This is a genomic window from Flavobacterium sp. Leaf359 (genome assembly GCF_001423985.1).
Classification (GTDB): Bacteria; Bacteroidota; Bacteroidia; order Flavobacteriales; family Flavobacteriaceae; genus Flavobacterium; species Flavobacterium lindanitolerans.
The window spans coordinates 580546-580767 of the sequence record NZ_LMPW01000001.1; the positions used below are offsets into that span (position 1 = coordinate 580546).

A 222-nucleotide genomic window follows, 5' to 3' on the forward strand; every position below is an offset into this window, starting at 1 on the left:
TGTATCGGTTACGTTCACTACCTGAGTGTGCTCGGCAGTGTTTCCGCAAAGGTCGGTAGCCGTCCATTTTCTTGTAAGGGTGTAGCTTCCGGCGCAGGCACCATCGGTCCTTGTCTCGGCGAATGTTACAGTCGCAGTTCCGCAAGCATCGGTCGCAGTAAGCGTAGCCGCAACAGGGATACTGTCGCAAGACGCAGCCACTTCGGCAGCAGGCAATGTTCC

The 222-nt window shown here is 56.3% G+C and carries 1 protein-coding gene; it reads right to left on the reverse strand.

What is annotated here, in order from left to right:
• A partial coding sequence (locus tag ASG38_RS17910) for a hypothetical protein (protein WP_162239642.1) occupies nt 1-222 on the reverse strand: 222 nt, incomplete at both ends.